The organism is uncultured Mobiluncus sp. (assembly GCF_902488535.1).
GTDB lineage: Bacteria > Actinomycetota > Actinomycetes > Actinomycetales > Actinomycetaceae > Mobiluncus.
Genome location: NZ_CABTWO010000003.1, coordinates 22113 through 47279, shown reverse-complemented (window position 1 = coordinate 47279; position 25167 = coordinate 22113). Strand labels below are relative to the sequence as shown.

The 25167-nt window shown below is 59.4% G+C and carries 19 protein-coding genes; 6 read left to right on the top strand and 13 right to left on the bottom strand.

The window, feature by feature from the left end; translation table 11 throughout:
- Positions 1–6: 6 nt before the first annotated feature.
- The 4 genes from infB to rimP all read right to left on the bottom strand — a co-directional run bounded on the left by infB (position 7) and on the right by rimP (position 6222).
- Positions 7–2790, bottom strand: a complete 2784-nt coding sequence (gene infB / locus RDL66_RS01855) for a translation initiation factor IF-2 (RefSeq protein WP_308534871.1) — start codon at positions 2788–2790, stop codon at positions 7–9.
- A gap of 358 nt (positions 2791–3148) precedes the next feature.
- Positions 3149–4378, bottom strand: a complete 1230-nt coding sequence (locus tag RDL66_RS01850; RefSeq protein WP_374042893.1) for a cell wall-binding repeat-containing protein — start codon at positions 4376–4378, stop codon at positions 3149–3151.
- Positions 4379–4684: 306 nt separating this feature from the next.
- Positions 4685–5671 (bottom strand): transcription termination factor NusA, encoded by a 987-nt coding sequence (nusA, locus tag RDL66_RS01845; RefSeq protein WP_299296520.1) that lies wholly within the window; start codon positions 5669–5671, stop codon positions 4685–4687.
- Between the two features lie 23 nt (positions 5672–5694).
- Positions 5695–6222, bottom strand: coding sequence for a ribosome assembly cofactor RimP (rimP, locus tag RDL66_RS01840; RefSeq protein ID WP_308534798.1), 528 nt, complete (start codon positions 6220–6222; stop codon positions 5695–5697).
- Between the two features lie 119 nt (positions 6223–6341).
- Here rimP and RDL66_RS01835 point away from each other — a divergent pair, with 119 nt between their 5' ends.
- The 4 genes from RDL66_RS01835 to RDL66_RS01820 all read left to right on the top strand — a co-directional run bounded on the left by RDL66_RS01835 (position 6342) and on the right by RDL66_RS01820 (position 11659).
- Positions 6342–7322: a hypothetical protein gene (locus RDL66_RS01835; protein ID WP_308534796.1), complete on the top strand. Its 981-nt coding sequence runs from the start codon at positions 6342–6344 to the stop codon at positions 7320–7322.
- A gap of 190 nt (positions 7323–7512) precedes the next feature.
- Positions 7513–7986, top strand: a complete 474-nt coding sequence (locus RDL66_RS01830) for a MarR family transcriptional regulator (RefSeq protein ID WP_308534794.1) — start codon at positions 7513–7515, stop codon at positions 7984–7986.
- 118 nt (positions 7987–8104) lie between these two features.
- Complete coding sequence (locus RDL66_RS01825) at positions 8105–8941, top strand: ABC transporter ATP-binding protein (RefSeq protein WP_308534793.1); 837 nt, start codon at positions 8105–8107, stop codon at positions 8939–8941.
- A 3-nt stretch (positions 8942–8944) separates the two neighbouring features.
- Positions 8945–11659, top strand: a complete 2715-nt coding sequence (locus RDL66_RS01820) for an FtsX-like permease family protein (RefSeq protein WP_308534792.1) — start codon at positions 8945–8947, stop codon at positions 11657–11659.
- A 6-nt stretch (positions 11660–11665) separates the two neighbouring features.
- Here RDL66_RS01820 and RDL66_RS01815 read toward each other — a convergent pair whose 3' ends face one another.
- Genes RDL66_RS01815 through RDL66_RS01785 form a run of 7 tightly spaced genes read right to left on the bottom strand, consistent with a single transcriptional unit; the run spans position 11666 to position 16157 of the window.
- Positions 11666–12181 (bottom strand): pilus assembly protein TadG-related protein, encoded by a 516-nt coding sequence (locus tag RDL66_RS01815; RefSeq protein ID WP_307741446.1) that lies wholly within the window; start codon positions 12179–12181, stop codon positions 11666–11668.
- A complete protein-coding gene (locus RDL66_RS01810; RefSeq protein ID WP_307741447.1) occupies positions 12171–12635 on the bottom strand; it encodes a pilus assembly protein TadE in 465 nt (154 codons plus the stop codon). The genes RDL66_RS01815 and RDL66_RS01810 overlap by 11 nt, the downstream gene beginning before the upstream one ends.
- A complete protein-coding gene (locus RDL66_RS01805; RefSeq protein WP_307741448.1) occupies positions 12632–13087 on the bottom strand; it encodes a TadE/TadG family type IV pilus assembly protein in 456 nt (151 codons plus the stop codon). Before RDL66_RS01805 ends, RDL66_RS01810 begins: the two co-directional genes overlap by 4 nt.
- Positions 13071–13256, bottom strand: coding sequence for a hypothetical protein (locus tag RDL66_RS01800; RefSeq protein ID WP_307741449.1), 186 nt, complete (start codon positions 13254–13256; stop codon positions 13071–13073). The genes RDL66_RS01805 and RDL66_RS01800 overlap by 17 nt, the downstream gene beginning before the upstream one ends.
- Before the next feature lie 32 nt (positions 13257–13288).
- The gene (locus RDL66_RS01795) at positions 13289–14200 is read right to left on the bottom strand and encodes a type II secretion system F family protein (RefSeq protein WP_308534789.1); all 912 of its coding nucleotides are present in this window, start codon (positions 14198–14200) and stop codon (positions 13289–13291) included.
- A gap of 3 nt (positions 14201–14203) precedes the next feature.
- A complete protein-coding gene (locus tag RDL66_RS01790; protein WP_307742342.1) occupies positions 14204–15091 on the bottom strand; it encodes a type II secretion system F family protein in 888 nt (295 codons plus the stop codon).
- Positions 15084–16157, bottom strand: a complete 1074-nt coding sequence (locus RDL66_RS01785) for an ATPase, T2SS/T4P/T4SS family (RefSeq protein ID WP_307742340.1) — start codon at positions 16155–16157, stop codon at positions 15084–15086. The genes RDL66_RS01790 and RDL66_RS01785 overlap by 8 nt, the downstream gene beginning before the upstream one ends.
- Positions 16158–16409: 252 nt before the next feature.
- Here RDL66_RS01785 and RDL66_RS01780 point away from each other — a divergent pair, with 252 nt between their 5' ends.
- On the top strand, positions 16410–17546 hold the full coding sequence (locus RDL66_RS01780) for a phosphotransferase (RefSeq protein WP_307742339.1): 1137 nt from the start codon (positions 16410–16412) through the stop codon (positions 17544–17546).
- A gap of 315 nt (positions 17547–17861) precedes the next feature.
- Here the strand turns inward: RDL66_RS01780 and RDL66_RS01775 are convergent, their stop codons facing one another.
- Complete coding sequence (locus tag RDL66_RS01775; protein ID WP_308534785.1) at positions 17862–21404, bottom strand: ATP-dependent DNA helicase; 3543 nt, start codon at positions 21402–21404, stop codon at positions 17862–17864.
- Entirely contained in the window at positions 21401–24811 is a 3411-nt protein-coding gene (locus RDL66_RS01770) for a PD-(D/E)XK nuclease family protein (protein ID WP_308534784.1), read from the bottom strand. The genes RDL66_RS01775 and RDL66_RS01770 overlap by 4 nt, the downstream gene beginning before the upstream one ends.
- A gap of 129 nt (positions 24812–24940) precedes the next feature.
- Here RDL66_RS01770 and RDL66_RS01765 point away from each other — a divergent pair, with 129 nt between their 5' ends.
- Positions 24941–25162 carry a DUF3107 domain-containing protein gene (locus RDL66_RS01765; RefSeq protein WP_308534783.1) on the top strand — a complete coding sequence of 74 codons (222 nt, stop codon included), beginning with the start codon at positions 24941–24943 and terminating at the stop codon, positions 25160–25162.
- The last annotated feature ends 5 nt before the right edge of the window (positions 25163–25167 follow it).

The following is a 25167-nucleotide window of genomic DNA, read 5'->3' as shown; positions in this document are numbered from 1 at the left end:
GGGATATTAATCGCGCGGAATTTCGCGCATTTCCCAGGTTTCGATGCTGTCGCCCACCTGGATGTCCTTGAACTCCAGGCCGATACCACATTCGAAGCCTTCACGAACCTCGGTGACATCGTCCTTTTCGCGGCGCAAGGAATGAATCTCCAGCTCTCCGTTGACGACCACGCCATCGCGGACCAAGCGAGCCTTGGAACCGCGCTTGATGGTGCCCGACTTAATCAAGCAGCCCGCGATGTTGCCGAACTTGGAGGACTTAAAGACCTGGCGAATCTCGGCGGAACCGAGTTCGTGTTCCTCATAAATCGGCTTTAGCATACCCTTCAAGGAGTTCTCGACGTCCTCAATGACCTGGTAGATGACGGAATAGAACTTCATCTCCACGCCTTCGCTGTCTGCCAGTTCCGCCACGCGCTCAGCAGGACGGACGTTGAAGCCGATAATGATGGCGTTGTCCACGGTCGCCAGGTTGACGTCGTTTTGGGTAATCGCGCCGACACCACGGTGAATGATGCGCAAGCCGACTTCCTCGCCCACGTCAATCTTCAGCAGGGAGTCTTCCAGAGCCTCGACCGAACCGGACACGTCGCCCTTGATAATCAAGTTCATCATGTCGACCTTGCCGGCCTTCAGAGCTTCGTCGAAGGATTCCAGCGTCACGCGCTTGCGGCGCTTGGCCAGCATCGCCGCGCGTTCCGCAGCCGCACGTTTGTCCGCAATCTGGCGGGCCGTCCGGTCGTCTTCGGCGACCAGGAAGTTATCGCCGGCTCGCGGCACCGAGGTCAGACCCAGCACCTGCACCGGAGTGGAGGGGGTGGCTTCCTCAACGTTTTGGCCGCGCTCGTTGAACATGGCACGCACCCTGCCGTAGGCGGTTCCCGCCACGATAGCGTCGCCGACCCGCAGAGTACCGCGCTGCACCAGCACGGTAGCGACCGTGCCGCGTCCCTTGTCGAGGTTCGCTTCAATAGCGACACCGCGGGCAGGAGCGTGCGGATTGGCCTGCAGATCCAGCACCGCGTCCGCAGTCAGCAGCACCGCGTCCAGCAAATCCTCGATACCAGTGCGCTGTTTGGCCGAAATCGGCACAAACATGGTGTCGCCGCCGTATTCTTCGGGCAACACGCCGTACTCGGACATCTGGGCTTTGACCTTGTCCGGGTTCGCGGTAGGTTTATCAATCTTGTTGACCGCCACCACAATCGGCACGTTCGCGGCCTTGGCGTGGTTGATGGCTTCAACGGTCTGAGGCATCACCCCATCATCGGCGGCAACCACGATAATCGCAATATCGGTAACCTGCGCGCCACGGGCACGCATCGCGGTAAAGGCTTCGTGACCCGGCGTATCGATAAAGGTGAGTTTGCGGCCCTTGTCAGCCTTTTTCAGCGTGACCATATAGGCGCCAATGTGCTGGGTAATCCCGCCATACTCGGTATCAATCACGTCAGTATTACGGATGGCATCCAACAACTTGGTTTTACCGTGATCGACGTGGCCCATCACCGTCACGACCGGAGGTCGGGGTTCCAGAGCCTCGATATCATCGAGTTCTTCCGCCTCTAGGTCAATATCGAAAGATTCCAGCAGTTCGCGATCCTCGTCCTCCGGTGAAACCACCGCGATTTCGTAGCCGAGTTCCGCTCCCAGCAGCTTGAACGTGTCCTCGTCCAGGGACTGATTAGCAGTGACCATCTCTCCCATATGGAACAGCACCGTCACCAACGCGGCCGGGTTGACGTGAATCTTGTCCGCAAAGTCGGCGACCGAGGCTCCAGAACGAATCCGAATCTCTTGGCCATTGCCTTTCGGGACGGTGACACCGCCAATCACGGGTGCATTTTGCTCTTCGATTTCCTGACGTTTAGCCCGGCGGCTCTTGCCTTTCCGGGATTTACCGTGGCCGAAAGCGCCCTGGGTGAAGCCACGCCCGCCGCGGCCGCGAGGTGGCGATGGCGGACCTCCGAACGCGGGAGCGCCACCAAAACCGCCGGCTGCCAATGCATCGGGGCTGGGGCGAGAACTACGGCCGCCACGGCCGCCGCGTCCCGCGGGAACGGAGTCGCCGCGTGATGAACCAGTGCGGTCTCCCGGCTTGGGACGCGGTCCGCCGCCCTGACCGGGACGGGGAATCCCTTGACTCATGCCTTGGGCGGACGCAAAAGGATTGTTACCCGGCCGTCCTCGGCGCGGACCCGGCTTCGCTTTGATGCCGCCGGTGCCGCCGGGACGCGGCATACCCTGGGCGGAAGCGAAAGGATTGTTACCCGGACGCGCGCCAGGCTTGGGTATAGAGGCTCCCGGCTTGGGAATGTCGGGGTGGGCACTAGGTTTCGCCTGCGGTTTGGCCGGGCTGGGGCTCGGAGCTGATTTCCCTGGTTTTGGTTGGGGAGCCGCGGGAGCAGGAGGAGTAGAAGCGGCCGGTGCGGCGGGTGTCTCCGGGCTCGAGGTGTCCGGTGCCGGCGCACTCTCCGAGGTCGGCTGGTCAGCCTCACCGGCTGGCGGAGTCGGTTCTGGCTCAGCAGTCTCGGCGGCCGACTTTTTACTCTTTGCAGTCGTCTTGGCGGCTGGCTTTTTCGCTTTCGCAGCTGCTTTTTCGGCTTTCTTTGCGGCCTCCGGGCTGAATTTGCCCAGCTTTTCCTTTTCAAAGCGTTCCATCATCCGCTTCACCACCGGGCTTTCCACCACGGAGGATGCAGATTTCACGAACTCGCCGGCGTCTTTCAGATACGCCAGCATTTCTTTGGATTCAATACCGAGCTCTTTCGCAAGCTCGTGCACGCGCATTCGTGCCACTTTTCTCCTGTCCTTCGCCACCCCACCCGGCGAAGGGTGAGAATGGATTAATCGTTGGTACTCATCGGGTACTCATCGGGTGCCCAACATCTTCCAACCCGCTCCTAGGTCATTGCGAACACAGTGCCTGGGGATTAATGAAATCCACCAGCCGCAAGGTGTCCTCAGCCAATAAGTTCATGTACTCAAACGCGACTGTTGGAGCCGCGAAAAGCAACGCTCCCGATTATACCCGACTTTTCTCTATGCATTTGAATCGGAGCCCCCAGCCGGGCAAACAACCAGCCAAAACATTGGGGTGGAACCGTCCATGACGGCTCCACCCCGAAGTTATTGGCAGATTCTCAAATCAATACCAGCCGCGGGCACAGAATTTCGCCCAGGCGGCAGCGGGGCTACCGTAGCGACCCTTGATGTAGCTCAAGCCCCAGCGGATTTGAGTGGCCGGGTTTGTAGCCCAATCCGCCCCGGCGGAAGCCATCTTGCGACCGGGATTAGCCTGCGGGATACCGTAAGGACCGCCGCGGCGTCCGGCATTCGTGCGCCACCCGGATTCCCGGTTCCACAGGTTGACCAAAGGCTGCATCTGATCCGGTCCCCAACCGTACTGGCCCAACATATCGTAGGCAATACCCTGCGCGGTGCCGGCACCCCACGGATTCGCCGCGCGAGCTGCGGCCTCCCGTGCCGCTTTCTCAGCTGCTGCCTTGGCAGCGGCGGCAGCGGCTTGTTCAGCCGCCTGTTGTTCACAGGTTTTCGCCGCAAAGTTGTCGGCAATAGCGCCGGTACCGCCGATAGCGGTGAGATGTTTACCAGCCAAGGCTCCCAGCACCGCTTGGGGCGTGCAGGAAGTCTGGACCAACACTACCGAAGCTTTATTCTGCTTCGCCAAAGGCGCCAAAGTCAGGGCGTCTACCGGATTCTTGCCGTTGACCAGCAGGTAGTTTTGCGAACCCATAGCCTGAGCGGCCGCCAACGCGGTGGTGTAACGGTTATTTCCCGCTAGTCGCGCGGCCTTCTTGCCGGTCAGTTGTTCAACCTGAGCTTTCGTTTGCTCACTCACGACCCCGGTTCCCCCAATAATCGTGACGCTTTGGGGATTCAACTTCGCCAGGGCCTCCGAGCTGGATTCGCCCAACTGCTGGGGCTCCGACAGCAACAGGTTCGCTTCCAGATTCGCCGCATAGGACGTGGCGGCCAAAATATCTACCTGCGAGTTGCCGTTGGCGATAACCACGGGAGCATCCGCTTCGCCTTCCAGAGCGACCTTCGCGGCCGACTCGTAACGGTTGGCACCCCCCAGCGAGGGCGCATTCGGGCTCATGACCGCGGATTTATCATCGTTAGCGGCCTGCAGGGAACCAATGAGCCCGTCAGGCGACTTATCGCTAACTAATACAGGTTCCAGAGCTGTCGCCGCGGACACGGCTTGAGAAGTTTCATAACGATCAACACCAGCCAAACGAACGTTGGCACTGACAGTTTGATTTGTAATGGTTGCGGAATTTCCGTCTTCCGCATTGGCAATCGGGGCAACCCCCGCTACACCGATTCCAGCGATTGCAAATGAACTTGCCATCAGTTTAGTAATACGCATAACTCAAATAATCGGCCGGCTCATTTGACCCAGCCAAATGCCCTCCTCGTTTTTTCGGACGTTTCGCGACCCTTCGCCGCGACTCACCGATTATAACGGTTTGGTAACAACCGTGTCCATTTTGGGGGTTTCAAAGGCTCTCACCTGGGGATATGTCTTCACAAGGGCGGTCCCGCACGTTGCCGCGCCCCACCGGAAACGCCGGGGACACCCCTTGTGAACAGAAAAACTCAGCCCCCCGAGGAAGCACCTCGGAGGGCTGAGCGTAAGCCTCAGGGGACTAAAAATCTAGGCTGGGGCGCCACCATTTTCCGTATCGGAATGGATGTCGATACCCCAACCGGTCAGGCGCGAAGCCAGGCGAGCGTTTTGGCCCTCCTTGCCGATAGCCAGGGACTGCTGGAAGTCCGGGACCACCACTCGTGCCAGCCGCTTGGCCTCGTCGATGACCCGCACCGAAACGACTTTCGCGGGGCTCAACGCATTGGCCACGTAAACCGTCGGATCTTCGGCCCAATCGACGATGTCGATTTTTTCTCCGTTCAACTCGTTCATGACCGCCCGGACCCGAGAACCGTTCGGACCGATGCACGCACCCTTGGCGTTGATGCCTTTCTCGGTCGCCCGCACGGCAATCTTGGTGCGGTGCCCCGGCTCGCGAGCCACGGACTCGATGACGACTTCTTCCTTTTCGATCTCAGGAACTTCGCGCCTAAACAAGCCCTGCACCAAGCCGGGATGGGTGCGAGACAGTTCGATATGCGGGCCTTTCAAGCCGCGCGACGCCGCCAAAACATACACCCGCAGCCGTACCCCGTGCTGATATTTTTCGCCGGGAACCTGTTCGGCGGGCGGAATGATGCCTTCCACATCTCCCAGATTCACGGTCACCAGCTTCGGATCGCGCCCGGAAGTCACCACCCCGGAAACGACTTGCCCGACTCGTTCCTTAAAGTCACCGAGGACAGCTTTGTCTTCTTCCTCCTGGAAACGTTGAATAATCACGGATTTCACCGTGGCCGCGGCGGTGCGCCCGAAATCTTTGGGAGTAATCTCGGACTCGCCCAACTCATTGCCGTCCTCGTCCAGCTCCTTGACCAAAACCCGCACCTCGCCGGTCTTGCGATCAACCTCAACCCGTGAATGATCCTTTTCGGCACCCGGCTGATTGCGGTATGCCTTCAAAAGCGCTTGCTCGACCGTGTCGATAAGCGAGTTCATATCCATGCCTTTTTCGGCTTCCACCAGGCGCAATGCAGACATGTCAATTTGCATAATTCCTCCGTATTGATTTGTCGCTATTTATTTTTTCGTCCCTTGTGCTGGGACCCCCGAGGCTTCCCAAACAAGATGACGGTACGTACCGATTCTATGTCCTCGAAGGGATATACCGTAACATCTCCGTCATCATTTACGCTCAGCCCGGTTTCCGTAACGTCAGTCAAGATTCCGGTGCGAACCTGCCCGCCGATTCGCACTTCCACGTCTTTGCCCAAGGCGCGGCGCGCCAGCCGCAGATTCGTCAACTCATGTTCAGCCCCGAGCGTGGAAATCTCAAGGGTATAGGCTCCCGGCACCGGATCGCTGGCGTCCAGGGCAGCGCCGATGGCGCGGCTGACTTCCTCTAGCTGGGCGCTGCCCAAATCGGCGTCACCGTCGGGTAAATCCAAACTCAGCGTCACGACCCGCTGATGTTTCGGGCCGGTGACGGCAATTTTTTCCAGATACAGTCCGGCTGCGTCTACGACCGGGCTGACGACCTGAATAATCGCGGCGACACCGGGGTCTGCCGCCGTATGCGGTTGTGCCTGTGCTTTTATCTGCAATAGTCTCCCCTTTTTTCGTTCCCTCAGGGTTGCCTGAGCGCGTGAATGGGATGGGGTTGTGAAACAATGGGTCTATGTTTTTGCCCCCATCCCGTTTCCTGAAACTAAGTCTATGGCTTATGGCGGGTGTTGCGCTGACTGGGTGCGGGCTGCGCCTGGACACTCCCCCCGACGCCCTGCCGGAACTGGATGCCGGACAAGCCGGGATTTCCGCCGTTTCCCGCGCGGAAGCAGCCATCAACGCCGGCAGTGAAAAGATGGCTGACGATGCCTCGCTAGCACCCGGGGTGCGGGCGGCAATCGGGACGGTACGCGACCTGTCAGCGACCCGTCTAGCGGCCCTGGGCGGGGTCTGGCAACCGTGGCCGCAGGGCACACCCGAGGGAGCCGACCCCGGACCGCAACCTTCCCCGGCTCCGGGCAGCGTGGAGGACTTGCTGCAGCTCCTGGTGGACTCAGCCGCGACGTCCTGCCAGGCGGGGGCCCGCGCCCCCCAAGCTAACGACGCGCAACTCCTCACGGCCTTGTGTGCCGCCCAACAGCTTGACGCCTCTCACGTGGCGGGGGCTGCGGGCAGCAAGCTCCCCGAGCCAAAAGTGCCGGTGGACGAACCGGCGGGTACGAATCCGGAAAGCCCCACCGAACCGCTGGCTGACCGGAAAAACCTGCAGAAACTTAAAGAGGCTCAGACCGCCCTGGATTTTGCCCGTTTCCGTATGGACGTGGCGGCGGCGCACCTCAGCGGGAATGACCGGCAGTGGGCTTTGCAAAGGGCGGATTCCCTGGCTTGGGACGTGCAATCGCTGGTGGACGGGGGCGTCGAGGACGTGCGTGCTGGCCAATACGCTTTGGATTTTCCCCAGATTAAGACAGCCCCAGACGCGATTCGCCTCATCAATCAGGCAGATGCCGACGCGTTCGCGGCTCACCTAGAGATTATCGGAATGATTTCGCCCGCCGGCGCAGCGCCGCAGAAATCGCCAGACCCAACCCTCTCGGCGCGGCGTCAACCCTGGATTAGTGCGGCGAAAGGCGATGTCGCGTCGCAGAACCGTTTCGGTGTTCCTCCCTCCCAGATTTTCGTACAACTGTGGCCCTGACCAGCGCAAAAGGGCGTTACGGTCGGTTTACCCGCCCTGGTGAGACACAGCGCGTTTCGTACGGGCCACATCTAAAGAAAAGTTAAAAGTTTTACAAATACCGGGGCGAGAGATTGAAAAACAGCGCGTTTTTATAGCACAATATCAACACACCCGTTAGGATTTTCCGAGTTCCGAGAGGCTATTTCCGTTGGCTCACACCGATTACCAAGACACGCCGGACGCCACGCCCGAAGAAATCTGGGAAAACTTTTTTAAGTTCTCCCAGATGCTCAACCTCGAGATTGACTGTGCCCTAAAGGAAGAGTGCGGCTTCGACCTGCCACAATACTCAATCTTGACGGCTCTGGCCCACGCTCCAGAAAAGAAGCTGCAGCTCGGGGAACTCGCCAGACGAACGGTGTTTTCACCCTCGCGATTGAACTATCGCCTCGGAGAGATGGAGAAAAAGGGCTGGCTGAATCGACTGTGCCAAGGTGCGGATAAACGAACTCGCAATGCCTGCCTGTCGACCAAAGGGTTGAACGCTTACGAAGCTGCGGCGAAAGTACAGATGAAAGCCGTGCGCGAACTGTTCGCTGGCCGGGTCTCGCAGTCAGATTTAAACGCGATGCGCCGCGTGCTGTCCGGTCTGCGTACCCACCTGGAAAAACCGGAATTCTAGAGACCGCAATCGCCTCAGGGGCGCCTCGGGGTTTTTTCAGGGTTAACCCCCATAGCTTGTTAGTTTCGGGCTGGCTACGCTGGATTTCAGTTAAGAACTCTAGCGAAAGGTGATTAATATGTCCTCCCCGAATAGTCCCGCCGACACCCCGTTTACCCCGGTGACGCCCCCCACTCCACCAGCCTCTGCCGACCCCGAAACGTCACCCTCCCCCCTTGTGACCAGTACAGACGCGGACCTGCCGACTGTCCCGGTAGCCGAGCTGCGAGATGTCACCAAGGTTTACGGGGAAAAGGGCACGCGCGTCGAGGCTCTGCGCGGAGTTAACGTTGACATTAACGCCCGCGAATTCACGGTTATCATGGGCCCCTCCGGTTCCGGTAAATCCACGCTGCTGCACGTCTTGGCCGGTTTGGACGCGGTCACTTCCGGTTCCATCACGGTCAACCGTATGGACATTACAAAGCTGAAAGACAAGCCGCTGACTCTGTGGCGCCGCGACAACGTAGGGTTCGTGTTCCAGTCGTTTAACCTGGTTCCCACCTTGAGTGCCCAGGCCAACATCGAACTGCCGCTGCGCCTGGCGAATAAACCGATAGATCGGCACTGGTTCGACCAAATCGTCACCGGGCTGGACCTGACCACCCGACTGAACCACAAGCCTTACGAACTGTCCGGCGGCCAGGTACAGCGCGTCGCGGTCGCCCGCGCCCTGCTGTCCCGCCCCGCCATGCTGGTCGCTGACGAGCCGACCGGAAATCTGGACACGGCGTCTTCTGCAGAAGTCCTGAACCTGCTGCGCGCCGCGGTCGATAACTTCGGGCAAACCGTGGTGATGGTGACCCACGACCAGCACGCCGCCACGACCGGAGACCGGGTCTTGATTGTCCGTGACGGAATGATTGTGCACGATCTGCATCACCCCGAACCCGCAGACATCGCAAAGGTGGCGTGAGAGATGAAAGGAATTCTGCGCGCAGATTTGCGCAAAAACGTGAAAAGCTACACCGCCACCGCCTTGGCGATTGCCTTAGCGGTAGCGTTCCTGCTGACCTGCCTAGGGTTGACCGCCGGGTTCAAGACGACTTTGGCTCGCAACCTTACGGAGAAAGCCACCGGTGCTGACCTAATTGTCACGGCTCCCAACGGAGTTCCCTACGACGGTGAGGGACCCGAACCGGACTACCTGCAAAAGGTCGCGGATCAAGCCCATAAGGCCCACCCGGAGTGGAAAATCCTGACCCGCACGTCCATGAGCGTGGATTTGTCCGCAAATCGCAAGAAGGTGTCTGCCTCGGTATTGGGGCTGGGTGATCCCGTGTTCGACCCCAGCTCGGTCGTGGAGGGAAAGCGCCCCAGCTCTGAATCAGAAATCGGTATCGAGCAGTCCAACGCTAAGACTCTCGGGGTCAAAGTCGGGGATACCCTCAACGCAGGAATCTACGATCCTGCCACCGATGACACCAAGACCGTGCCACTCAAGGTCAGCGGTATCTATAAAGCCCGTCCCGGTGCGTTCCCCACCAGCTACGTTTCCGATTCCCTGGTGAAAACCTGGGCTGGGGACGATTATTTGGCTGACATCTTGCTGGTTTCGGGGATAGGCTCCACGAACCTGAAAGCGGCCACGGCCGAGCTGAAACAGTTGACCTCCCACATTGCCGACGCGGATTACTATGAGGTGTTCACCGCGGATCAATACTTGGATCGTGCCGTGGATAGCATGACGGGCGGACAGGACGTCCCGCTCGTGTTGGCCTTGGCGTTCCCGCTCATCGCCGGCGTTACCGCCATTATTGTCGTGTCGGTGACCTACAACGTGCTGTTTGCCCGCCGGCGGCGCCAACTGGCTCTGTTGCGGGCGGTCGGTGCCACCTCCGGTCAGCTGCGTTCCCTAGTGGCGCGCGAGACATTACTGGTAGGAGCCGTTTCTGCGATGATCGGGGTACCGGCGGGCGTGATTTTTTCGGCCATAGGGTGCCGAATTGCCAACCTTGTCGACACTTGGGGTCAGGCTTTCACCGTTTTGAACTGGCAAAGTCTGCTGGCAGGTTTCCTCTGCGGTACCGTGATTTCTTTCCTGGCCGGGTTTGCCCCGTCGCGCCGGGTCGCCCAGGTCACCCCGATTGAGGCTCTGGCGACGGAAGACAAGCTCAGTCGGCGGCGCAAGCACCGGACGGTTCGCGCCATTTTTGGTTCCATTCTGTTCTTTGGCGGCACCGCCACCATGGTCTACGCCACCCTGAAAAACCATCAGTTGATGATGAGTGTCTCAGAGCAGGGAGACATGGATACCTACACCTCCAATTTCTTCCTGATAGCGATGTTTGCCGGAATGATTTCTTTCCTGGGGCTGATTATGCTGACTTCCATCGTTTTGCCCTACGTGACTTCCGCTTTGGGCGTGTTCAGTTCCCCCGCGGCGGTGACGTGGCGTTTGGCGGCAGAGAATACGGGGCGTAACCCGCGGCGTACCGGAGCTACCGGCGCGGCCTTGACATTGGGTATTACCTTGATGGTACTGCTGCTGGTCGGGACGGCCTCGGTAGACGCTACCGGCAAAAAACTCATCGACGAACACACGCCGGTGGATCTGCAACTCGTTTCAGAGGGAGAACCGCTGAGCCAATCCACCATCGCCAACGTGAAAGCCACTTCCGGTTTGGAACACACCATCGCCGTAAATGGGCTGCTGGGCAGCGCTGTTCCCTGGGACGAGTACGAAAAAACCCAGAAATTATTGTCTCAGCCGGAAAAGCTGACCCAAGACGAAAACGGCGGCTGTATCGTTGCCGCAACGAACGAGCCTTGTGACCCTGACGCGGATACTCAGGAAATGCTGTTGGAATCTAAGGATTTTTCGGCCATTTCGCACAGCCGCATTCCCGTGATTGCCCCCGGCCACGTGGGAATCCCGCAGTTGAGCGATGAGGAAGTAGGCAAGCCTTATGCCGTGCGTAGCGGGGATAAGGTGCTGAAACTCACGGCTGAGAAAACTCCCCTGGATTTCGTGTCCGTGAACCCCCAGGATTTGGCTGGCCTAGCCAGTTCCACCCAAGTGGTCCGTCCGGCACAAACCGACACCGACCAGGAGCTTGAGCGTAATGCCACGGTGCTGGCGCCTCGAGTTCTGCTGATGCGGATTTCTCCGGATTGCAGCTTTTCTGACATTGAGCAGCTCGCTTCGGATATTCCGGCCGCCTCCGAGCAGGACGCCTACATCAACGGTTCCGCGCCCGACCGAGCCATGTTTACCCAGATAGCACAAGGGTTGATGTGGGGTGCTTTCGCGATGCTCGGTGTATCGGTGTTGGTTGCGCTGGTTGGGGTGGCGAACACTTTGGCGCTGTCGGTGATGGAACGCCGGCGGGAAAATGGAATGCTGCGCGCTCTAGGCATGACGAAAGGACGTTTGCAAGGAATGCTCGCGATCGAAGCCCTACTGACGGCCCTCGGGGCACTGGTCGTAGGCGTACTAGCTGGTTTGGGTTACGCGATAGCCGGCATCAACGCCCTGCCGGTGACAGAACTCGCCTCCGCACAAGTTATTGTGGTACCCCCGTTAGCTATCGCCGCCGCGGCGCTGACCATCGTGGTGGCCTTGTTGGCTTCGATTGGTCCGGCGCGGGCAGCAGCGCGGGTCACGCCGGTAGAGGCTTTGGCTCACGACTGAGTGGGGTTAGCCGAAGCTGGCTTTCAGCGAAGCCGCCCCGGTAGCGGTGAGTTCGACCTGGGTCAGGGAACTGATGAGCGGGAGTACCAGAGGAATTTTTCCGGTCGCCCGCAGAGTCACCTGCACCCGGGTCGAAGCCACCGTAACGTCAACCAGGTCAATTCCCTGTAGGCCAGAGTTAGCGCCTATGGCCGCCCCTGATAGGTATTCGGCAGCACGTTCTGAGGCGTGATTCGGTTCGATTTCCAGGGGGACGCCGTCGACGATGCCATCTTGGTAATAGGCCGCATCCGCCATGTCTGCCGCCGCCATAGAGGCGGTTTGATCCGCCAAGCGCTGCAGGCGTCGCTGTTCCAGATACACCCCGGAGACCGCCATACTCATCAGGATAATCACACAGAGCAGCACGCAAGCGGCGAGTCCCAATAGCATGATGCGGCCATCCTCGTCACCGAGACGGTCGAAGCGGGCGACAAACCGACGCGGCGACGCACCGCCCTTGTGCCATTTCCTAAGCCCCATGCTCGCCCCACTGAATCGGGTGCTCCGCGCTCAGCGGCAACGAGGCAGGAAAAGAACCCTGCAGCATGGTTCCCACCAGCGGTAGGGGAACCTGCAGATTAACGCGGACGGTACCGCGCGAACCCGGCGCGGGACACGGCCCCGTCACACAGTCCAGAGTGTAGTGGGCCTGTCCCGCCGGTAATCCCTGGTCAGCGGCCGCTAGCTGCACCGCCAGACTGGCCGAACTGACCCCTGTTTCGGGATGCAGCGTGAGGATACGCGCCGCCCCGGCGGCCCCCGCCTCCGCCGCGTAGAGGCCGGATTGAACTTGAAAGAAAGCCAAAATCAGGTACACCAGCGGAATCAAAAGCATCATGGTGATACCCACAAACTCCAACGTGGCCTCGCCGGATTCTTCCCGAGCCAAGCGGGAAACGAACCTCGGCCACTTCCGGTTGCACGGGCGTTTCACGGCCCCTCCTCTATCACCGCGTGACCCACCGCGGTCAAGTCCCCCACCCCAAACAGGCCGATAACCGGCATAGGGGCTTTCACCTGCACTTCCATCACTTCCAGGTCCGAGGTGGAATAGGAACCGTGCAGCGTAGCTACGGTGACACGCTCGGCGCTGACGGTATGCACGTAGCCGGGGCCCAGAGTCGAGGCGAGGGCAGCGCGCACGGTGTCATCGGCGGCATTCGTGGGCGCACCAGACAGCGCTGCGGCGTGCGCCCCCGCCCCGGCCGCGTCAATCAAAGTCGTGTGCACCCACAGCGCCAGCGACAGCTGCATCAATCCCAGCACCAAAATCAGGACTAGCGGCATGACGAGCGCGAAACTGGCCGATTCCGAGCCGGATTCCCCCCGCCAGCACTGTTGGACGTGCCGAGCCAGAGACTCACGGCACTCACAGGGTCGAGACATGGGCGATGGCATCGTTAAACAGATTCGTCAAGGCCGGCAGGGCCACCGCCGAGAGCGCCACCACCAGCCCCGCGGTCATCAGGGTCACCATCACCCATCCGGGAACGTCGCCGTCTTCGGCTTGCAGGCGGGTGTACAAAAAGTTTCGCAAAGCGCGGAGTTTTTGCATATTTTTATCCTTTCGATATTGATTCTGACGGTTTACAGCTGCAGCGCCACCAACCCGGGATAGAGAGCGAAAACCACGGTTAGCGGCAAAATTAAGAACACGACCGGCACCATCATGAGGACTTCTTTCTTTCCGCCCTCCGTGAGCAACTGGGTTCGCGCCACCGCTCGTGAATCCGCCACTTGGGAACGCAGCACGCCCGCTAAGGGTGAACCGCGTTCCAACGCTGAAACAATGGCATCGATGAGGTGCGCGAGGATTTCGGAATCATTGCGGGCCCGAGCCGCGGTCAAACTGGGAGCCAGAGAATCTCCGTTGTCGGCCGCGGCCAAGATTTTTTCCAACTCCTGACCAGCGACATCGGTGCAACGGGCAGAGACGCGGTGCAAAGCCCCGTAGAGAGGTTCCCCGGCTCCCACCGCCAGCGCCAACAGCTCGATAACGTCAGGCAGTTCTTGATTCAAATGCAGTTGGCGACGCCGCGCCGCGCCTGTGAGCCGGTAATCGGGAATCAACAGACCCGCCAGCACAAAACAGGTCAGCATCACGAAGGCTCCGGGTATCGGCAAGGTTTTTCCCAAAAACCCCAGGAGGCTCAATACCGCCGCCACTATCCCCAGGGAAACGGCCCATCGCAGCTGGGAACGGCGAAATCCGCGCACATCCCGGGGCAAACCCGCCAACTGCAACCTGCGCTCGACAGAATCTTTGGAGGGGCTGATAAACGTGAGAAACCGCGTCAGGCCGTTATGGGCGAACGGGGTATCCCGCACCCCGGTTCCTCGGTATGCCGCCATGACGATGAGGTCAGCCTGAACATAAGGGGTGATTCGCCAGGTCGGAAAGGAGCCTTGACGAATCCAGGGACCCAGGCACAGCCCGATAAGCCCACTCCCAGCTAGGATAGCGAGGCTGCCGATAATCCAGGTCAAAAGGTCCTCCACGGTCTACTCCCGCATCGTGCGCGGGCTGACTTCCAGGCGGCCCAAGCGCAGCATCAAGATGTAGGCCAACGCCGAAATTAGCGCCCCCACCAGCAAAATCATGGAGCCTACCGGAGTGGAATACACCTCTAATGTGCCCGGACGACTCAACAGCAGCGCCAGGATAATCCACGGGGAGGCGGCAGCGAGGCGCGCCCCGGTCACGGTCCAAGATTGGCGTGCCAGCACTTCCCCGCGGGTTCGTTCCTCCGCGCGGAGCATCGCCCCCAAATCCTCCAGCAGGACCACCAAGTCGTTGCCCCCCACTTGTGCAGCTAAACGCAACGCCTCCACGATGCGATCCCCCACTGGATCGGCCAGTTCATGTTTCAAGATTTTTAGGGAGGCATCGAGGTTCCCGCCCGCCCGATAATCGGCCGCGAAGTGCGCAAACGGCACTCGCAGCGACTTCGGGGCTCGCGCGGCGACTTCCAGGAGCGTTTCGCCCAAACTCAGCCCCGCTCGTACCCCGGAAACCAGGTTATCCACCAGATTTGGCCAGGCTTTGCCGCGCTGACCCTGCACGGAATGCAGTTTACCCTGCAGCCCCAAAAATGGCAGATACGCGGCCAGCAGCCCCGCCAACCACCCGACCATCACCAGCCCGGTGACCAAGGCGAGGCCAATCCCTGCTGACAACCCCGCCAGGAGGGAAAGCGCCAGGAAATGTCCCAGCCCGAGGGGTGTTCCGCTCACCGCGGTGATGTCGTCGAAACGGGCGCATTTTTGTGCCCAATAGCGTTTCAGGGAACTTTCTTGGCGGGTCGAATGCCGTTTTGGTCTCAACGTCACCAGGAAAATCCCGAAAGCCGCACTGAGGGCGGCCGCCAGGGTCAGCAGGGGGCTAGTCATCGGGGGCCTCCCGCCAGATAGCCGCCAACTGGCTGGCTCGAGAACCGAAAGCGGAAAGAAAATCGAAATCCGCGGGATTCTTGGCTGGCTGGGCGCCATCAGGCGGCGCACTGTACAGCGGGTGCGCCACGACCTGACCGTCGCGCAGCGTCCCGTCCAAAGCCAACACTTCCGTCACCGCACGGCTGCCTTGCCAAGTTCCGCGCAGCTGCACCACCAGGTCTATGGCTCCCGCTACGGTCGGCACCACGAATGCCGAGGTCACGTTTTCTCCGGCCAGCAGCGGCAGGGTCGACAGTTTTGTAATCGCCTGACGGGCGGTGTTGGCGTGAATCGTAGACATTCCGGGGATTCCGCAGTTCAGGGCGATGAGCATATCGAGGCTTTCGGCGCCGCGGACCTCCCCGATAATCAGCCGGTCGGGACGCATCCGCAGAGTTTCCCGAACCAAATCCCGCAGAGTAATCTCACCTTGGCCTTCTATCGAGGCGTTGCGGGTTTGCATCGCCACCGCGTCCGGGGCTTTCAGATTGAGTTCCAACACTTCCTCACAAGTGATGATGCGCTGGTCAGGAGGGATTTCACCACACAGGGCGCGGACCGTGGTGGTTTTCCCCGATTGGGTCGGCCCGGCCACCACGATATTCAGGCCAATACGCACCGCTTCGGCCAGGAAACGAGCCATCCAGGCGGGCATCATGTTAAGCCGAACCAGGTCCCGCACCCGCACAGCTTTCGCGCTGTGCTTGCGGATATTGATGGACCAGGTGGCAGTCACGGGCGGAATGACGACGTGCAGACGTTCTCCGGTTTCCAAGGTGGCGTCCACGCAGGGATTGACGAAGTCCAGATGGCGTCCCGAGGCTCTCAACATCCGCTCTACCAGGGATTCTACCTCGTCTTCGCCCAGCAACAGATTGGTCAGGTGGGGTTGTCCGCCGCGGGAACAAAAAACCTGGGAAGGGCTGTTCAACCAGATTTCTTCCACCGCCGGATCGTCCATCAGCGGCTGCAGTTTCCCGTAACTTAAGCCCAAGTCGACAACTCCCTCATGCCTGAGAGCCAATAAAATTACGGTCAGTTTAAGCGCTTTTTTTACTGCTATAGTGCCAAGCCCTGGTTTCCGGAAGGAAAATTCTCATCTTACATTCATGTAATACTCAGCTTTTTCTGAGGTTTGCCGTACCTTTGCCAAAAGTCGACGCGGCTCCCTCAGCAGCGCCCGTCACCCCCGTCCGGAGAGGGGCTTATTGACCGGATTTCCGGCTTTCCGGAGCGGTCTGTCGGTTTAGCTACCGAGGTGACATAAAATTGAAAAATGAGCGATACCGATTTCCTGACCTTGGCAGCTCTGGCGACCGTAGCGGTTCCAGACCTTGAGGTTGAGTCACTGTGCCCGCCTCTGGGCGAAGATAACGATTTCCGCTGGGTCGGCGTCCTCGATAATCATTCAGCCCGGTGGAGCATCATTGGAGCCAAGCATCTGGATGCGGAAGCGGCCCTAGACAAGCAGCAAAAGATTTTGACCATGCTGACCAATTACCGTGATGCGCACCGGCTTCCTTTTGACGTGCCCCGTATCGAGGGCAGCGCCACCTCGAAAGATGGAACCTCGATTTTTGTTTATCGCCAATTGCCGGGCAACCCGTTGGAGTTCAACGAACTGGCAGAGGATCCGGATCTGCTGCGCGCCTTGGGCAAGGCCGTCGCGGCCCTGCACGAGATTCCCGCCAACCTGGTGGCTCACGTGGGCTTCCCCACCCCCAGCGTAGACGACATCCGTGCGGAGCTGCGCCAAAATCTGTCCCGGGCGGTCGCGACCGGTTTGGTTCCCCCGGTTCTGCAGGCTCGTTGGGAACAAGCCCTTGACGAAGATGCCTGGTGGCATTTCCATCCCACATTTGTCCACGGTTCGCTAGAGCCCCAGCACGTCCTGGTCGCGGATTCCCGGATTTTGGGGATTTCCGGTTTTGCTGAGGTCAGCGTGGGTGACCCCTCCCAGGATTTGTCTTGGGTGGCTGCGGAGCTGACTGACGAGGCCGTGGACCTAGTCTTTGACGCGTACCATTTGGGACGCGCGGAGGGCGCAGACCCGTTCTTGCGTCAACGTACCGACCTGTATATTGAACTGGCGTTGATTAACTGGCTCAATTGGGGGGTTGACCAGGGGAATGCCTCGATCATTGCCGATGCCCAAGACCTGTTGAACGAGCAGCTGGAGCGGCTGGACGGAGACCTGTCACTGACGGGCCGCCCCCTCTATGAGGAACAGACCACCAGTGCCCCCGACCACAGCGTGGAAGCGAACGAAATTGCCGCGCCAACGAGCGAGAGCGACCCGGAGGCAAACGAGACTGACGCGGAACCTACTGCCGAAATTCCCTCGGAAATAACCGCCGAAATTCCCTCAGAATCAGGCTCGGAGGTGACCTCGCCGTCCCCGGATAGCGCCTGAGGACGGCGCCAGAGCCCGAGTGGCTTCAGGTTTGCTCGTCGGCTCGAGAGTCCTCGGGCAACCGCCCGGCACACGGCTCCGACCAGCCCTTCTCCCCCTCCCATAGCGGCACACGACCGGGGGGAACTCTGCTTCGCCTCGGCCTGGATAGCCGGGATAACCTATGGCGGAACACCACGGGGGCGAACACCGCCTTCAACCAGAGACCCCTACATAACCTGGGGCGGCGCCTCGCCGGGGCGAACACCGTTTTCCAGCCCGAAATCCCTCCGCAAAGCCCGGGCGGCACATAACCTAGGCAAAACGGCGACGGCTTCAATACCCAAACTTTTCTAAGACTTCGTCCGCCTCCTTTCCGCGGTCCGTCAAGTTACTGACCAAAAGGTCTCGGCTGTATTCGGCTATGCCCAACTCATCGAGGATGTCCCGGAGGGTGAGCAGTTGGCGCTCCGGACTGTCCTCATTGAGGAACACGTAGGCGCACACGATGTCCTCGGCGGGTGTCTGGGGATGAGCCTGCAGCCAGTAGAGACGATAGATGCCCAGCTGGTGAAGCCATTGAGCATAGTTTTCCGGGGTCGGACGCCGACCGGTTTTCCAGTCCAGAATCCAGATTTTTCCGGTTTGTGCCTCGACAAACTGTGCATCAATCCGCAGCGGAATCACGGCACCGCCCGCTTCCTCAATATAAAGCTCACCGTTGAATTCGACTCGTGGACGGCGCAGGCGCCGCAGCAGTTCCAGGTCAGCATAGTGCTGCTGCCATTTGTGCAGCAGCTTACGCTGTTCGGAGGTGAACCCGTCTTCCATCCCGGCATCAAAAATGAGCACGTCTTCGTTTTCGAGCTGGCTGGCAATCCAAGCGTGCATATAGGTTCCCAGACGTGCTGCCGCACTGGGTTCCTGCGGCAGGGGACGCAGACGCTGTAGCAGATAACCCTCGCTGTCTTGCGCCAAACGCGCCATCCCTGTAGCAGAAATTCGTCCCAGCAAATCGCCCGTACCCAGGCGTGTTTGCGGCTGGTACAGCAGTTGACCCAACCGGCGCTCGGTTTCTTCAGCGGCGTCCTGACTGATTCCGTCAGCAAATTTGCCGCTGGCCAGAGCAGCCTCGGTGACCGCAACCGCGTGCGCAAAGTCCTGGCGAGTCTGGGTCCACGGCAGTGCCGGCCAAACGCCCGCATCGAACCGGTCCTGATTCGGGTTTTGAGTTTTTTTAGGAATGGACGTGACTTCGGTCTCGGGCCATTCGACGCTGGGGAGCGTAATGCCCAATCGGGTGGCCTCCTGTGCAAATGTCTCAGCGTTGAACGGGGTCAGCAAGTTTTCGGTTTCAGCTGCACTTCCCCCTGAAGCCTCTGCGTCCGCCCCGTCTACCGCACCCGATACCTCAGCATCGGTAAAAATGTGCTGGTGCGGGTCCTGTTCCACCAGGAAAAACTGGCTGGGCAAACGCTCAGTCTTAGTCTGTCGCTCAAACCAGCAGTGTCCCAGCAAGAGCCGTGATTTGGCGCGGGTGAAAGCCACGTAGGCCAGCCGGGATTCTTCCCGCAGGGTGTATTGGCCAGCCTCTTCCTGGTACGGCTCCAGCAGACCTTTTTTCGATGACACTTTTCCAGTCGCGGTCAAAACGGTTTGGGTCTTTAGTTCCAGCTCGGGCAAATGGGCCCGGTCACTGCGCAGCGGATAGGGCAACACGTTACGTTGCGTGACCCAGATGTTGCTTTTGGTGGAGGGGAAAGTCTTTTTGTTCAGGTTCGGAACCGCCACCCAATCCCATTCGAGGCCCTTTGCAGCGTGCATGGTGATAATCTGAACCGCCGCGTTATCAACCTCAAAGTCCAGGTCAGCAAAGCTGGCTTCCTCATCTTCACCGGCACTCAGCCAGTTCAAAAATCCGCTCAATGTCGCTCCGGGAGTCCGCCCAAAATCGCGAACCAGGTTTAAGAACTCGACATAGGCCGCGGCATGGCACGGGGAACCGGGTAGCTGCTGCTCGATATCCAAATCGAGCAGTCGATGCGCCAAACGCGCCAACACAAGGGGGGTCGCGAACGCGGCATTTTCCCTTAGCTCCGTGAGGATTCCACGCAGTTTTTCCAGTCGAACGCCAGCCTCAGCCGAGACTTCAGCCCCGCCCTCCATCACTATCTGGTAGGGAGTAAACCGGTGCGGATTTTGCCCCACCGCCTGTAAATCGCTCAATCCCAATCGGTATCGATCGAGCAAAATCAGCAGGCTGGCGCTTTTTTCAGGATTATCAGTGACCTCCAGAGCGGCTCGCACCAAACGCACCCCCGGATCCTCCAAAACACCTTGCATCCCCCTGGTTTGGTAGGGGATTCCGGCTCGGCGCAGTGCCTCAACCAAGCCGGGAATAGCGTTTTTTGCACGACACAACACCGCGGCGGTAGGCAGCTTTTCGGCAGGCATCCCCTCGCTTTGCAACTTGACACGCTGGGCTTGCCACAGCCGAAGAAAGTTCACCACCGCTTGACTTTGCTGTATATCGGTCAATGTCTGGATTCCGTAGACGATGCCGGGATTCGCCCCCGGCCGTGCCCGCAGGGGTTTACTGACTGCGGGTTGGAGACCCTGATCCCGCCGGCCTTTCCCGCTCGCGCCCAGGGAAGGGGCCGTGGCCAATTCGACAGAAATGCGGTTAGCGACTTTGAGGATGGCCTCATCGTTGCGCCACGAGGTCGACAGGGTTCGGGTGAGCAGCTGTTGCGGATCCGAGCAGAACATGGTGCCGAAATCCTCCATAGAGGCCGCGGAAGCCCCCCGCCAACCGTAAATGGCTTGGTTCGGATCGCCCACCGCGGTAACCGCACAATCGCGGAAAATTCCCGAAAGAAAACGCATCTGAGCCACGGAAGTGTCTTGGAATTCGTCCAGGAACACCAGTTGGAATCGTTCCCGCTGGCTGTCCCCCACCAGAGGCAGTTGTTCGACCAAGCGGACCGTTTCCCGAGTTTGGTCAGAAAAGTCTGCCATCATGAGTTCCTGTTTGCGTTCATTGAAAGCCTGGATGACGTCTGTGGCGTTACGCCCGAATTCCAAGGTGTTGAGGGCGGATTTCAAATGGCGTAACGCTGTCGCGTTGAGCTCTGAACCTTCAGTATCACGCAGGTGTTTGGCAACAGACAGATAGGAACGGTAGGTCTGTTTCATTTCAGCGAGATCTACTAGATGCGAATTCGTGTCGTTAGCCAGGGACAGCAGGATCTTTATCAGGTTTTCGGTGTTTTCACCCTCGCGTTTCGTCCCCAGAGCTCCGGTCCAGCTTTGCACCACGTCAGTCATGATTTGATACCTGGCTGCGTCGGTGATGGTGGTGAAACCCGATTCCCGCCCGACCAGGTTTCCGAATTCTGTCAGAAGGGCCCCCGCGTAGGAATCGTAGGTTGAAACACTGACCGGATGGCGCAGTATTTCCGAAGTCATCCCCCGCTGGGCGAGGGCCTCGAAACGCAGGCGCAGCTGGTCAAGGTCAAGGTCTGCGGCTTTTAACACCGCGGTGACCTCAGCAGTTTGCTGCCGGTTTTGCACCGACTCCATGAGGCTCGCGAAGCGTTCCAAACGCAACGCGAAACGGGCTGCCATTTCTGCCGCGGCCTTGCGAGTAAAGGTCAAACCGAGGATGGCTTCAGGAACAATGCCCGCGTTGATGACCCCGTAAACCAGCCGGTTCGCGATGGTTTCCGTTTTCCCGCTGCCGGCCCCGGCGACCACCAGGAGTTGTCCCCGCGGAGCCGTGATTACCGCGGATTGTTCCTCGGTCGGCGGGTTAGCCCCCGTCAAAATAGCCAGTTCACCCGCAGAAAACAGTTCTTTCTCTGGTTTAGATGTAGTCATCGTTGTCTCACTTCCACTCCGAGATGATTCCCAGCCCCCCAAGCTCCTAGGGATTCGATTTGTGTCAAATTCGGTCCGCTGAACGCCGCCACCGCTAAGTCCACACGGTCTTGTAAATAGTCTTTCAACAGCATGGTTTCCGGATCGGGCGCACCCGGGGCTTCACCGCGTAGCCAGGCCAGCGGGTCAAGGAGAATTTGCCGTTGTTCAGCGGAGAACGGATTGGGGAGGGTAATCGTTTCCGTTTCTGAAACTAGGGCTTTTTGGACCCAGATCTTAGGGTCTCGCGGCTCTTCGATGACTTCGGAGTTCAGCGGTTCGTCCGAGTTTGGCGGCACCTGGAGGGCCACAATTTCCGCCAGGTCACAAGGCTGCTGCCGGCCTAGCGCAGAGGCATTATAGGCCGCCTGGTAGAGAGCTAACTGCAGGTTGCCCGCCACCAAGGGGGCACTGAAATTGGTTAGAGAGCCGGTCTTATAGTCAATCAGGATGGTTTGCCCCTCGAAGAACATCACCCGGTCAATTCGGGCGTTGTACACCAGGGCACCGGCCCCGGAACTGGCCTGCAACCGAGCGGGATAACGCACCTCGAAAAGAGAGGGATACTGATGATTGACCAAGAAAGTCGCCAGAGGCACCAGACAGGTTTCGACTCGACGGCGGAAGTTCCATTCCACCCACGTGTCCCCTGATAGAGGACCCAGCAGACTCCGCACCTCCTGGCGCAGTTCGGTCAGGACCTGGTCAAACTCCAGGTCGTCCCGCGGCCCGTGGTCCTTCCACCAGTATCTGCGTCCCAGGATCTCAGCAGCTGCGTGAACAATGTTCCCAACTTTATTCGCCGCATACGGGTCATCTTCATCGTTAGAGTAGCCGGACCAGCTTAGCACGTTATCCAAAGGATTTTCCAAGGCACGTTCCAGCCCTGAAGCATAGATGTGCACTTCGGTGGATTCCGAAGTGGTTCCGCTGACCGGCAAGGCACCCATCCAGTTGTCCGGGTGAGCGGCAGGACAATCCCCCGCTGCCAATTTCGCCAATAACCCCGCGGCGGTAGGAGCATCGATAGGGGGAGTTCCCCAACTGGTTTCCCCACCCAAGCAGGCCGCGCGCAGGTAGGCTACAAAGTCACGCAGGTTCGTGGGCAAAGGTCGATGCTGTTTCGGCTCCAGCTGCAAAGTTTGTACCAGCGGCGTGAGGAAAGTGGAACGTCCCACTCCGTCTTGAGCGGTGGTGCCCAAAATTAAACGTTCAGTGCAACGGGTCAAGGCGGTAAAGAAATGCCGGTACTCGTTTTGCCAGTTCCACAGGTAACCGGCACTGCTGGAGTTTACGGGGTCGCCGCAATCTTCCAACTCGAACGTGGAAGCACCCAAGATTGAACCCGGCCAACGCATCGCCGGCCAGCTTCCGTCAGTCAGTCCCGCTACTGCCACCAGGGGCCAATGCTGCGAGACAGAGGCCGCGGCAGGTGTGACTGTGACCGCGTCGTGTACCAGATGGTGCGGGGCGACGGTGCCGGTTGGAAGATCGCGAGCCAGCATTCCCCGGGCGAAATCCGCCGCGGTTTGGCCCGGATTTCGAGCCTCGAACCAGTCCGCCGCCTTGAACAAGTCCATCACTAAATCCAGGTCTATCTGGAGGGTAGAACGCACCATGGGGACCAAGCCGGGCTGCAGGGCTCGAGCCTGGAGAAGTTCAGCGCGTCCCAGACCATCCCAAAGCTTCCACAGCAACAACTGCACCGACCCCGAATCGGCTTTCCATTGCTGCCATCCCGAACGGAGCGCCTGTGCGAGGTCTGCCAGCTGGTTCGCGTCAGGATATTCGGCGGTTATCTCAGCGAGGGGGCGCCCAAAGAAATCCTGACCGGAAATCACCGTACGTAAAAACTGACGGATGTAAGGCAGGATTCCAACTGTGTCGGACGCGCTTTGCTCATCATCAGCAACAGTCTCGGATTCCATTGCGGAGGGGGACCGCTGTTCACCGTCCCCGACTTCCCCCGGAGGCAGCAATGTCAGGTCGTGCAGATAGGTGTCCATGCGCCGCATTCGCCACACGTCCCAGCCCACCAGGGCAGAGGAAAGTAATCCGGCCAAATCCAGGTCCGAAAGCTCTACCTGGTCAGGGCTTTCCACGCAAACTGCCTGCATCATCTGAAGCAGGCAGCGGGTTAGACGCCCTTCGTTGAGTTGACCGGCGGCTCCCGGAACCACCACCGGAATATCCATGTTTTCCAAAACTTCAGCGACTTGGCGGGCTTCCAGCGAAGACCGGGTCAGAACCGCCATCTGAGAGTATTGCAGGGGGTGGTCAGAGAAAATGTGGGCATCTTGCAGGAGCGTCCCGATTTCACGGTATTGGGCCGTGTCGGTGGGTTTTTCCACCAAAATAACGTGGTCTGGGCAGTCCGGGGCGGCGGTTGGTTCTGGCTGTGCCGGATCCGGGGACGGCTCCCCCTGCGCGTTCCACAATCGTGCGCTGATGCCGTGTACCCCCAGACGATTTACGGCCACGCGCCACAAGCGGCTCAACGGTGCGGGGACGTGTTCCCGGCTGAGCAGAATCTCGGTGACGGTTTTGCCGGGAATTTTCCCCAATCGTTCCCACAGTTTTTCGCACAAGTGCGGACTGGCCCCGCGATAGGTGTTCACGCAGGTTTCGGGCAGGGTACAGGCCACGAGGGTGGTCCCATGCGCCGCCCAAAGCGAGAGGATGTCAATCATCAATCCGTTGAAGTTTTGCAGGTCATCGACCCCCACCAGTTCCGGTACCGGGGCTCCCGCTTTCACTGCCAAAAGGTATTCCTCGAAAAGGGAAGCCGTGTCCAGGGGCCAGGCAGATTGGCGAGCCTGCAGGCGTTGCGCCTCCCGGTCGGTATGCATGGCCTGAATGAGCCGGGTCACCAGCGGATGAACCGGGGATGGTGCGGGGTCTGAGAAGGCGGCGCCAGCAAAAGCCCGAACGCGAAAAATCCCGTCCACCAAATCACGCCGGAATCCCTGGGTTTCCAGAGCCGAGCGCAGTTCCTCCTCTAGGGGCATTTCGGCCAGGAAATCCTGGATTTGGACCATAACCTCAGCATCGGTAGCCAGTCGCACCTCCGGCAAGCCCTCCGCTTTACGCCATTGATTGAAACGCGCAAAAACTTCCGCCACGAAACCTTTGCTGATTCCCAGAGGACAACCCGGAGTCTCAGAGCGAGCGCGAAGCTCTAAGGCCCGCTCGCTCAACCGCCGGGCGGCACCCGCATTCGCGCTCAACACCAGCATCCCGGGATTATCCACCAGCAACTGGGCTAAAAGCTTGGTTTTGCCGCTGGCCGGAACCCCTGCCAACAGCACAGATTCACCGTTATGGAGCGACTGGCGAACTCGGGTCGCTAACTCATCGAAACTTTCCATATCTTGAGAGTACCAGCCCCCCCGAAGACGAAAATTTTAGAGTTTAAAACTTCCCCCACCCTTGTGCAGATAATTCCCGCTCACCGGGCAAAACCCCTAGAATGAAGGGACAGTCGGAAAGGAAAATTAATGGAAATCAAAATCGGAATGAAGTCCGTGGCTCGCGAAATCGCCCTAGACATCGACAAGTCCCCCGAGGATCTGCAAAAACTGCTCAAAGACGCCATCACCAAGGGGGAAATCATTGATTTGGTGGACAAGCGCGAGTCGCACACCATCCTGAACGCGGGCAACATCGCCTACGTCGAGTTTGCTCCGGAACGCCAAAACCGGATTGGTTTCGCTATCTGATTGTC

Coding starts and splice junctions, on each gene's coding strand:
- nusA (WP_299296520.1), bottom strand. CDS start 5,671: ATGCAAATTGACATGTCTGCATTGCGCCTGGTGGAAGCCGAAAAAGGC.
- RDL66_RS01815 (WP_307741446.1), bottom strand. CDS start 12,181: ATGGGGCTTAGGAAATGGCACAAGGGCGGTGCGTCGCCGCGTCGGTTT.
- RDL66_RS01780 (WP_307742339.1), top strand. CDS start 16,410: ATGAGCGATACCGATTTCCTGACCTTGGCAGCTCTGGCGACCGTAGCG.
- RDL66_RS01775 (WP_308534785.1), bottom strand. CDS start 21,404: ATGACTACATCTAAACCAGAGAAAGAACTGTTTTCTGCGGGTGAACTG.
- RDL66_RS01800 (WP_307741449.1), bottom strand. CDS start 13,256: ATGCAAAAACTCCGCGCTTTGCGAAACTTTTTGTACACCCGCCTGCAA.
- RDL66_RS01770 (WP_308534784.1), bottom strand. CDS start 24,811: ATGGAAAGTTTCGATGAGTTAGCGACCCGAGTTCGCCAGTCGCTCCAT.
- RDL66_RS01765 (WP_308534783.1), top strand. CDS start 24,941: ATGGAAATCAAAATCGGAATGAAGTCCGTGGCTCGCGAAATCGCCCTA.
- RDL66_RS01805 (WP_307741448.1), bottom strand. CDS start 13,087: ATGTCTCGACCCTGTGAGTGCCGTGAGTCTCTGGCTCGGCACGTCCAA.
- RDL66_RS01850 (WP_374042893.1), bottom strand. CDS start 4,378: ATGGCAAGTTCATTTGCAATCGCTGGAATCGGTGTAGCGGGGGTTGCC.
- RDL66_RS01835 (WP_308534796.1), top strand. CDS start 6,342: ATGGCGGGTGTTGCGCTGACTGGGTGCGGGCTGCGCCTGGACACTCCC.
- RDL66_RS01825 (WP_308534793.1), top strand. CDS start 8,105: ATGTCCTCCCCGAATAGTCCCGCCGACACCCCGTTTACCCCGGTGACG.
- RDL66_RS01790 (WP_307742342.1), bottom strand. CDS start 15,091: ATGACTAGCCCCCTGCTGACCCTGGCGGCCGCCCTCAGTGCGGCTTTC.
- infB (WP_308534871.1), bottom strand. CDS start 2,790: ATGCGCGTGCACGAGCTTGCGAAAGAGCTCGGTATTGAATCCAAAGAA.
- RDL66_RS01820 (WP_308534792.1), top strand. CDS start 8,945: ATGAAAGGAATTCTGCGCGCAGATTTGCGCAAAAACGTGAAAAGCTAC.